We start from the raw sequence: 9120 nt of genomic DNA, 5'->3' as shown, positions 1-9120 counted from the left end.
CCCCCTGCCCGGCCCCCCGCCCGCCCGCAGACCCCACCGGCGGGCCCACCCCCGGCCCCGCCGGCGGGCCCCGTCCGCAGGGCTGCGCCCGCGCCGGCCGCCCGCCCGGCCCCGGTCCCGCCGGCGCCGCCCCGCGCGGACCCGGTGCCCACCGCCGCGCGCACCGCCCGTCCCGCGCCCGCCGAGCCGGCGCCGCCGGCGGCGGTCGGCCTGGCGCGGCGCTCGGAGTCGCTCGTGGTCCTGGACGACGAGCGCCCGGTGGTGCGCGTGCCCGTCGCCGAGCGCGGCACCGGCACGCTGCGGGTGCTGCTGGAGTGGGACCCGCTGGTGACCCGCACGGGTCTGCAGCGCTCCACCGACCTGCACCTGGGGTGCCTGTGGGAGACCCGCGACCGGCGCAGCGGCGTGGTGCAGTCCCTCGGCGAGCATTTGGCCGCCCCCGGCTACGGCGCGCGCCAGGTGCTGCGCCTCGGTGGGCGCACCGAGCGCAGCGAGGAGCTGCTGGTGGACACCCGGCACCTGGACCTGCTGCGCCGCCTGGTCGTCTACGCCTACGCCGTGCGCCCCGCGCCGCCCGACTGGGCCGCCCTGGCGCCGCGGCTGACGGTGCGCCGCCGCGACGGCGCGCGCCTGCGGGTGCACGCCGGTGCCCCGCCGGCGGCGCGCACCTGCGCCCTGCTCTCCGTCCACGACGTCGCCGGCGAGCTCGTCGTGCGCCGCGAGGACGCCTCCACCCCCGGTCCGCAGCGCGACGTCGCCGAGGCCTTCGGCTTCGACGACGTGGTGTGGGAGCCGGACGGCACCGCCCCGCGGCGCGCCTGAGCGCCGCGGCGCCCGCACCACCCGCACGACCCGCCACCCGCCGGCACGGCCGGCGCCACCGACGAGCAGGGAGCACGACGTGGTCGACCTGAGCAAGGGCCAGAAGTTGTCGCTGAGCAAGTCCGGGGGCGGGCAGCTGACCCGCGTGTCCATGGGGCTGGGCTGGGACGCCGTCGCCCGCGGCTTCCTGGGCCGCAAGCGCTCCGTCGACGTGGACCTGGACGCCTCCTGCCTGCTGTTCGACGCCTCCGGGCAGCTGGTGGACACCGTGTGGTTCCAGCAGCTGCGCAGCCGGGACGGCTCGATCACCCACACCGGGGACAACCTCACCGGCGAGGGCGAGGGCGACGACGAGGTGATCGTCGTGGACCTGCCCGCGGTGCCCGCGCGGGTGAGCACCCTGGTCTTCACCGTCAACAGCTTCACCGGCCAGGACTTCTCCTCCGTGCAGAACGCCTACTGCCGGCTGCTGGACACCGCCCAGCCGCGGGCGGTGGAGCTGGCCCGCTACGAGCTGACGGGTTCCGGCAGCCACAACGCGCAGGTGATGGCCAAGCTCGCCCGCGAGGGGGGAGGGTGGGCGATGACCGCCATCGGCCAGGCCGCCACCGGGCGCACCTTCCGCGACCTGCTGCCGGCGATCACCCCGCACCTCTGAGCCCCCGCACCACCGCGAGCCCCCCGCACCACCGCGAGCCCCCGCAGCACCCGCCCACCCCTCCAGCCCGACGGGAGGAGGAGCGCCGCCGTGCGCCACTTCACCGAGCTCGACCCCGCGCGCACCGACGCGCTCTTCCTGCACCCCCCGCGACCGGTGGACCTGGGTGCGGGCCGCGACGAGCTCGCCGTCGCGCTGGGCGCCACCCTGTACAGCCCCGCCACCCGCCAGCGCCTGGCGGGGGACCTGCTGCGCATGGCGCGGCGCGGGGTGCGCAGCGCCGTGGCGTGCCTGGAGGACTCCGTGCCCGACGACCGCGTCGAGGTGGCCGAGGACACCCTCGTGCGCGAGCTGGCCGACCTGGCCCGGCACCCGGAGTGGGCCGCAGGCCCCCCGCTGATGCTCTTCGTGCGCCCGCGCACCCCCGAGCAGCTCCTGGCGGTGGCCGCGCGCAGCGGCGTCGGGCTGCAGTGCCTGACCGGCTTCGTGCTGCCGAAGTTCGGGGGCAGCGGCCAGCCGGCGCCGCAGCGCTGGCTGGCCGCGGTCCGGCGCGCCTCGGAGCTGGCCGGGCGCCGGCTGTGGGCGATGCCGGTGCTGGAGAGCCGCGACGTGGCGCACCTGGACACCCGCGGCGAGGCGCTCTTCGCCATCCGCGCCGTCCTCGACGAGCACCGCGACCTCGTGCTGGCGGTGCGCACCGGCGCCACCGACCTGTCCTCGGCGTACGGGCTGCGCCGCCCGCGCGGGGCGACGGTGTGGGACGTGCGCGTCGTCGCCGACGTCCTCGGCGACGTCATCAACGTCCTCGGCCGCGCCGACGGCAGCGGCTACCCCATCACCGCGCCGGTGTGGGAGCACTTCACCTCCGGCCCGCGCGTCTTCCGCACCAGCCTGGCCGCCGACCCCTTCGCCGGCGCGGGCACCGAGGACCTGCGCGAGCAGCTCATCGCCGAGGACCTCGACGGCCTGGTGCGCGAGCTGGAGCTGGACCGCGTCAACGGCCTGCAGGGCAAGACGGTCATCCACCCCTCGCACGTGGCCGTCGTCCACGCCGTCTCCGTGGTCACGCACGAGGACTACTGCGACGCCTCCGACGTGCTGGCCCAGACCGCCGGCGGCGTCATGGCCTCCAGCTACCGCAACAAGATGAACGAGGCCGGCCCGCACCGCCCGTGGGCCGAGCGGGTCCTGGCCCGCGCCCGCGCCTTCGGCGTGTCCCGCCCCGGCGTGACGTACGCGCACGTGCTGCAGGCGCAGGACGACGCCTGGCACGCGTTCACCGAGCGCGGCGGCGCACCCGCCGGGGCGGCCCGGTGAGCGCCCCGGCCGCCGGCGCCCCGACGGGCTCGCCGGGAACCGCGCAGGACACCGCGCAGGACACCGAGCGGGACACCGAGCGGGACACCGAGCGGGACACCGAGCGGGACGCCCCGGGGGACGCCTGGCCGGGCGGCTCGTGGGTGGGCGCACGCCTCGGCGTGCGCCTGGACGGCCCGCCGGGCACCGACGGCCTGGGCGTGCGGGACCTGCTGGGCCTGGCGCTGCGGCGCAACCCGCGCCGCGCGCACCTGCTGGTGTCCACGGTGCTGGGCAAGCACGTGCCCACCGACCCGCGGCTGGTGCGCGCCGCCGGCCTGCGCCTGGGCGCGCTGGTCGCCGCCGCGCTCGGCGCCCCCGCCGGCGCCGGTGCCCCCGCCGCCGCCTGGCGCGCCGCCCTGGCCGGGGACGGCGCGGCCGCCGCCGCCGTGCTGGCCGCCGCGCGCGCGGTCGCGGCCCCGGTGCCCGGCGCGCTCGTCGTCGGCTACGCGGAGACCGCCACCGGCCTGGGGCAGGCCGTGGCCGAGGCGCTGGGGGCGGCGTGCCTGCACTCCACCCGCCGCGCCGCGCCCGGCGCCACCGGCTACGCCGGCTTCGAGGAGGAGCACTCCCACGCCACCGGCCACCAGCTGCTGCCCGCCGAGCCGGCGGTGCTGCAGCGCCTGGCCGACCCCGCGGCGCCGCTGGTCCTCGTCGACGACGAGCTGTCCACCGGCCGCACCGTGGCCAACACCCTGCGCGCGCTGCACGCGCGCACCCCGCGCCGGCGCTACGTCGTCGCCGGCCTGGTCGACGTGCGCTCGCCCGCCGACCGCGCCCGCCTCGACGCGCTGGCCGCCGAGCTGGGCGCGCGCGTGGACGTCGTCGCGCTGGCCGCCGGGCGGGTGCGGCTGCCGGCGGACGTGCTGGCGCGCGGGGCCGAGCTGGTCGCCGCGGCCGCGCCGGTGGTGCCGCGCGCCGCTGCGGTGCCCGCGGACGTCGCGCAGCTGCCCGTGCCCTGGCCGGGCGCGGTGCCCACCACCGCCCGCTTCGGCGCCTCGCCCGCGCACGCCGCGGCCGCGGCGGCCGCCGACCTGGCCGGACCGGCCGCCGCGGCCCTGGCGGGGGCCGGCGACGTGCTGGTGCTGGGCAGCGAGGAGCTGCTGCACGCCCCGCTGCTGCTGGCCGCTCAGCTGGCCGAGCGCCTGCCGGCGCCGGTGCGCGCCTCGTCCACCACGCGCTCGCCGGTGCTGGCGGTGGACGCCGAGGGCTACGCGGTGCGCTCCTCGCTCGCCTTCCGCAGCCACGACCCGGCCGTGGACGGCCCCGGCACCCGCTACGCCCACAACGCCGCGCGCCCGCGCCGCTGGGGCGCGCTCGTGCTCGTGGTGGACTCCGCCTCCGACCCCGCGGCGCTGCGCGCGCCCGACGGGGCGCTGGCCGCCCTGGCGCCGCTGGCCGAGCGCCTGCACCTGGTCACCCTGCCCGCCGACGTCTGGAGCCCTCCCGCGTGAGCACCCCCGCGAGCACCCCCGCGAGCACCCCGGCGAGCACCGCGCCGCGCCCGGCCGGCACCGCCCTGCCCGAACCGCTGCGGGGCCCGGCGTTCTCCAGCTACCGCCCCGAGGAGGTGGCCTGGCTGCTCACCGACCTCTCCGGCGCGGCGCTGGAGGCGCCCGCGGAGGAGCGCGAGGAGGCCGTGCAGTCCGGCGGCGCGCACTACGCGGAGTCGCTGCCGGTGGAGTACGTGCCCAGCGCCGAGTACGCCGCCCTGTTCGAGGCGGCGCTGCGCCGCACCGCCCGCCGCGTCGCGCTGGGCGTGGGCGTGGTCGCCGAGCTGCTGCGCGCCGAGCGCGGCGAGGACCTCGTGCTGGCCTCGCTGGCGCGCGCGGGCACCCCGGTGGGGGTGCTGCTGCGGCGCTGGGCCGCCGAGCGCTGCGGGCGCGACTGGCCGCACTACGCGCTGTCCATCGTGCGCGGGCGCGGCATCGACGAGCTGGCCCTGCGCTGGCTGGCCGCCCACCACGACCCCGCCCGCGTGGTGTTCGTCGACGGCTGGACGGGCAAGGGCGCCATCACGCGCGAGCTGTCCGCCGCCCTGGCCGCCTGCGGCGTGCGCGGCTTCCGCGACGAGCTCGCGGTGCTGGCCGACCCCGGCTCCTGCGTGCGCACCTTCGGCACCCGCGAGGACTACCTGGTGCCCTCCGCGTGCCTGAACTCCACCGTCTCCGGCCTGGTCAGCCGCACCGTCCTCAACGACCGGCTCATCGGCCCGGGACGCTTCCACGGTGCGAAGTTCTACGCCGAGCTGGCCGGGGCGGACGTCTCGCGCCGCTTCGTGGACACCGTCGCGGGGTTCTTCGGCGACGTCGCGCCGGAGGTGCCGGCCGCCGCGGCGGCGGTGCGCGCCGGCGAGCGCACCCCCACCTTCACCGGCTGGGCGCAGGTGGAGGAGCTGTCCGCGCGCTTCGGCATCGGCGACGTCAACCTCGTCAAGCCCGGCGTGGGGGAGACCACCCGGGTGCTGCTGCGCCGCGTGCCCTGGCGGGTGCTGGTGCGCCCGGAGGCGGAGCTGGCCCACCCCGGGGACCTGGCGCACGTGCGGCTGCTGGCCGAGCAGCGCGGCGTGCCGGTGCAGGAGGTGCCGGGCCTGGCGTACAGCGCCGTGGGCCTGGTGCACCCGCGCTACACGCGCGGGGCCTCCGGCGCGGACGGGCGCGCGGCGGCGGGCTCGGCGGCGGGCTCGGCGGCGGGCGCCCGGTGAGCGGGCCGCTGGCGGCCAGCGACCTGGACCAGACGCTGATCTTCTCCGAGCGCTCCGCGGCCGCCGACGTCGCCGCCCTGGTGCCGGTGGAGCGGTACGCCGGGCGCACGATCTCGTGGGTGACGCCGCAGGCGTGGCGGCTGCTGGGCGAGCTGGTCGCCTCCGGCGCCTTCGTGCCGGTGACCACCCGCACCCGCGAGCAGTACGAGCGGGTGCGCTGGCCGCAGCGGCCGCCGCGGGTGGCGGTGTGCGCCAACGGCGGGGTGCTGCTGGTGGACGGCGAGCCGGACGCGGCGTGGGCGGCGGCCGTGCGCCGGGCGCTGTCCGGCTGCGCCCCGCTGGCGCGGGTGCACGCCGAGCTGTCCCGGGTCGTGGACGCCGCGCGCGCGGCGGTGCCGGGCTCGGCGGAGCCGGCGGTGCGCGACGTGCCGGGGCTGTTCTCCTACGCGGTGCTGCGCGAGGGGCAGCGGCCCGCGCTGGAGGGGGAGCCCCTGCGGCAGCTGACGGACCGGCTGGACGGCTGGGGCTACGTCGTCTCGCTGCAGGGCCGCAAGCTCTACGCGGTGCCGCGGCCGCTGACGAAGTCCGCGGCGGTGGCCGAGGTGGTGCGCCGCGGCGGCTTCGACGGCTTCGTCTCCGCGGGGGACTCCCTGCTGGACGCGGACCTGCTCGCCGCCGCGCGCGCGGCGGTGCGCCCCGCCCACGGGGAGCTGTTCCGCGCCGGCTGGGAGCACCCGGCCGTGGCGCTGCTGGGCGCCGCCGGCGCCGAGGCGGGCGAGCGCACCGCCCGCTGGCTGCTGGCGGCCGTGCGCGGCGAGGTGCTGCCGCCGGGCCCGGTGCCGGACCCGGCGCAGGCTCAGAAGGAGTGCTCCTCCGCGGGGAAGGCGCCGGTGCGCACGTCCTCGGCGTAGGCGCGCGCCGCCTCGCCGAGCACGCCGCGCAGCTCCGCGTAGCGCTTGACGAAGCGCGCGGTGCGCTCGGTCAGGCCCGCGAAGTCCTGCCAGACGAGCACCTGCGCGTCGCAGGCGGCGCCGGCGCCGATGCCCACCGTGGGCACGGCCAGCTCGCGGGTGACCCGCTCGGCCACCTGCGCCGGGACCATCTCCAGCACCACCGCGAACGCCCCCGCGTCGGCCACGGCCCGCGCGTCGGCGAGCACGGCCGCGCCCGCCTCGCCGCGGCCCTGCACCCGGTAGCCGCCCAGCGCGTGCTCGGCCTGCGGGGTGAAGCCGACGTGCCCCATGACGGGCACGCCGGCGTCGACGAGCGCGCGCACCCGCGAGGCGCTGCGCACCCCGCCCTCCAGCTTCACCGCGTGCGCGCCGCCCTCCTTCAGCAGCCGCACGCCCGAGGCCACGGCGAGCTCGTCGGAGGCCTCGTAGGAGCCGAAGGGCAGGTCGGCGACCACCAGGGCGTGCGGGGCGCCGCGCACCACCGCCCGCACCAGCGGCAGCAGGTCCTCCAGCGTCACGCCCAGCGTGCTGGGCATCCCCAGCACGGTGTTGGCGGCGGAGTCGCCCACGAGCAGCACGGGGATGCCCGCCTCGTCGAAGACCGCCGCGGTCATCACGTCGTAGCTGGTGAGCATCGCCCAGCGCTCGCCGCGCTCCTTCATGGCGCGCAGGTGGTGCACGCGGGTGCGCCGGCGCTCGGCGGGGGAGGCGGGCGCCTCCACGGCGTGGCCGCTCACGCCAGCGCCTCGCGCGCGGCCTCGCTCGCGACGACCGGCGGCGCCAGGGCGGGGCCGACCGTGGGCTCGCGCCAGCGGCTGGAGATGGGCAGGCGGCGGTCGCGCCCGAACGCCTTGTAGGAGATCTTCGGCCCCGGGGCGAACTGCCGGCGCTTCCACTCGGCGCGGTCCACCAGGGTCAGCACCGCGTCGACGACCTCGGCGTCGAAGCCGTCGGCGAGCATCTCGGCGCGCCCGCGGTCGCCCTCGACGTAGTCCTCCAGGATCGCGTCGAGCACCTCGTACGGCGGCAGGGAGTCCTGGTCGGTCTGCCCGGGGCGCAGCTCCGCCGACGGCGGCTTGGTGATGGTGCTCTCCGGGATCGGCGGCTGCTCCCCGCGCGCGGCGGCCTGCTCGTTGCGCCAGCGCGACAAGGCCCACACCAGCGTCTTGGGCACGTCCTTCAGCGGCGCGTAGCCGCCCACGGAGTCGCCGTAGAGGGTGGAGTAGCCCACCGCCAGCTCGCTCTTGTTGCTCGTGGCCAGCGCGAGGTGGCCCTCCTGGTTGGCCAGGCCCATCAGGGTGGTGCCGCGCACGCGCGCCTGCAGGTTCTCCTCGGCCACGCCCGCCAGCGGGACGGTGGCCAGGAAGGCGTCGACCATCGGGGCGATGGGGTACTGGCGGTACTCGAAGCCGCAGCGGCGCGCCAGCTCCGCGGCGTCGTCGCGCGAGTGCTGCGAGGAGTAGCCCGAGGGCAGCGAGATGCCCACGACGTGCTGCGCGCCGATCGCGTCGCAGGCCAGGGAGGCCACCAGCGCGGAGTCGATGCCGCCGGAGACGGCCACCACCACGGAGCGGAAGCCGTTCTTGCGCACGTAGTCGCGCAGGCCCAGCACGAGCGCGGCGTGCACGTCGGCCACGTCCGGCAGCGGCTCGTGCAGCGGGGCGGGCAGCGGCTCGTAGGCGGGCACGGGCTGGTCGGAGATCGTCACGCGCTGCACCTCGCCGACCCAGTCCGGGGAGGTGTCGGCGGCGGCCAGCTCCAGGTCGGCCACCACGAGGGCCTCGCCGAACTGCGGCCCGCGCGCCAGCACCCGGCGCTCGGCGTCGACGACGAGGGAGTCGCCGTCGAAGACCAGCTCGTCCTGCCCGCCGACGGCGTTGACGTAGGCGATGGGGCAGCCGGCCTCGGCCGCGCGCCGGCCCACCAGCTCCAGGCGCACGTCGTCCTTGTTGCGCTCGTAGGGGGAGGCGTTGAGCACCGCCAGCAGCCCGGCCCCGGCGTCGCCGGCGGTCTGCACCGGCCCGCCGTCCTGCCACAGGTCCTCGCAGATGGCCACGGCCACGTCCACCCCGCGCACGCGCACCACGAGCAGGTCGTCGCCGGGCACGAAGATGCGGTACTCGTCGAAGACGCCGTAGTTGGGCAGGTGGTGCTTGGCGTAGCGGGCCACCACCCTGCCGCGGTGCAGCACCGCGGCGCAGTTCTGCGGCAGCCCGCGCGGGCGGCCCACCCCGCCGGGGCGGGTGTCGTGCTCGGCGCGGTCGACGTAGCCGACGACCACGACCATCTCGCCGAGGCCGTCGTCGGCCAGCTCCCCGGCCAGGCGGCCCACGGCCCGCTTGGAGGCGTCCACGAAGGAGCGGCGCAGCGCCAGGTCCTCCACGGGGTAGCCCGTCACCGCCGTCTCCGGGAAGAGCGCCAGGTGGGCGCCCTCCCGCGCGGCGCGGCGCGCCCACTCCCGCACGGCGCGCACGTTCCCCTCGAGGTCTCCGACCGTCGTGTCGACCTGCGCCATGGCCACCCGCAGCTGAGGCATGCCCGCAGCCTAGTGAGCCCGGGCACCGGGCCCGTCCGCGGGCGGGGCGCCTGCGCCGCGGCGCGGCGCTCATGGGGGAAGATGGCGCCGG

The 9120-nt window shown here is 78.5% G+C and carries 6 protein-coding genes and 1 pseudogene; 5 read left to right on the top strand and 2 right to left on the bottom strand.

Annotated features, from left to right (window positions below; translation table 11 throughout):
• Positions 1 to 144: 144 nt before the first annotated feature.
• The 5 genes and pseudogenes from ACRYMN_RS06790 to ACRYMN_RS06770 all read left to right on the top strand — a co-directional run bounded on the left by ACRYMN_RS06790 (position 145) and on the right by ACRYMN_RS06770 (position 6451).
• Positions 145 to 822, top strand: coding sequence for a hypothetical protein (locus ACRYMN_RS06790; RefSeq protein ID WP_432493309.1), 678 nt, complete (start codon positions 145 to 147; stop codon positions 820 to 822).
• Positions 823 to 901: 79 nt separating this feature from the next.
• On the top strand, positions 902 to 1480 hold the full coding sequence (locus ACRYMN_RS06785; RefSeq protein ID WP_432493307.1) for a TerD family protein: 579 nt from the start codon (positions 902 to 904) through the stop codon (positions 1478 to 1480).
• Positions 1481 to 1570: 90 nt separating this feature from the next.
• Complete coding sequence (locus ACRYMN_RS06780) at positions 1571 to 2797, top strand: HpcH/HpaI aldolase/citrate lyase family protein (RefSeq protein ID WP_432493305.1); 1227 nt, start codon at positions 1571 to 1573, stop codon at positions 2795 to 2797.
• Positions 2798 to 2940: 143 nt separating this feature from the next.
• Positions 2941 to 5540, top strand: a pseudogene (locus tag ACRYMN_RS06775) (phosphoribosyltransferase domain-containing protein).
• Positions 5537 to 6451: an HAD family hydrolase gene (locus tag ACRYMN_RS06770; protein ID WP_432493303.1), complete on the top strand. Its 915-nt coding sequence runs from the start codon at positions 5537 to 5539 to the stop codon at positions 6449 to 6451. Before ACRYMN_RS06775 ends, ACRYMN_RS06770 begins: the two are co-directional and overlap by 4 nt.
• On the opposite strand, the gene panB is transcribed toward ACRYMN_RS06770, so the two are convergent.
• Together panB and ACRYMN_RS06760 are read right to left on the bottom strand one after the other, a co-directional pair.
• A complete protein-coding gene (gene panB / locus ACRYMN_RS06765) occupies positions 6397 to 7230 on the bottom strand; it encodes a 3-methyl-2-oxobutanoate hydroxymethyltransferase (RefSeq protein ID WP_432493301.1) in 834 nt (277 codons plus the stop codon). The two genes, ACRYMN_RS06770 and panB, sit on opposite strands and share 55 nt — an antisense overlap.
• Complete coding sequence (locus ACRYMN_RS06760) at positions 7227 to 9029, bottom strand: NAD+ synthase (protein ID WP_432493299.1); 1803 nt, start codon at positions 9027 to 9029, stop codon at positions 7227 to 7229. Before ACRYMN_RS06760 ends, panB begins: the two co-directional genes overlap by 4 nt.
• Between the last annotated feature and the right edge of the window lie 91 nt (positions 9030 to 9120).

The sequence above is a fragment of the Kineococcus gypseus genome, assembly GCF_050871305.1.
Taxonomy (GTDB): domain Bacteria; phylum Actinomycetota; class Actinomycetes; order Actinomycetales; family Kineococcaceae; genus Kineococcus; species Kineococcus gypseus.
This window is presented reverse-complemented; position numbering and strand designations above follow the sequence as displayed.

What these genes read in the sequence shown, in the direction of transcription:
- ACRYMN_RS06760 (WP_432493299.1), bottom strand. Translation starts at nt 9,029, where the DNA reads ATGCCTCAGCTGCGGGTGGCCATGGCGCAGGTCGACACGACGGTCGGA.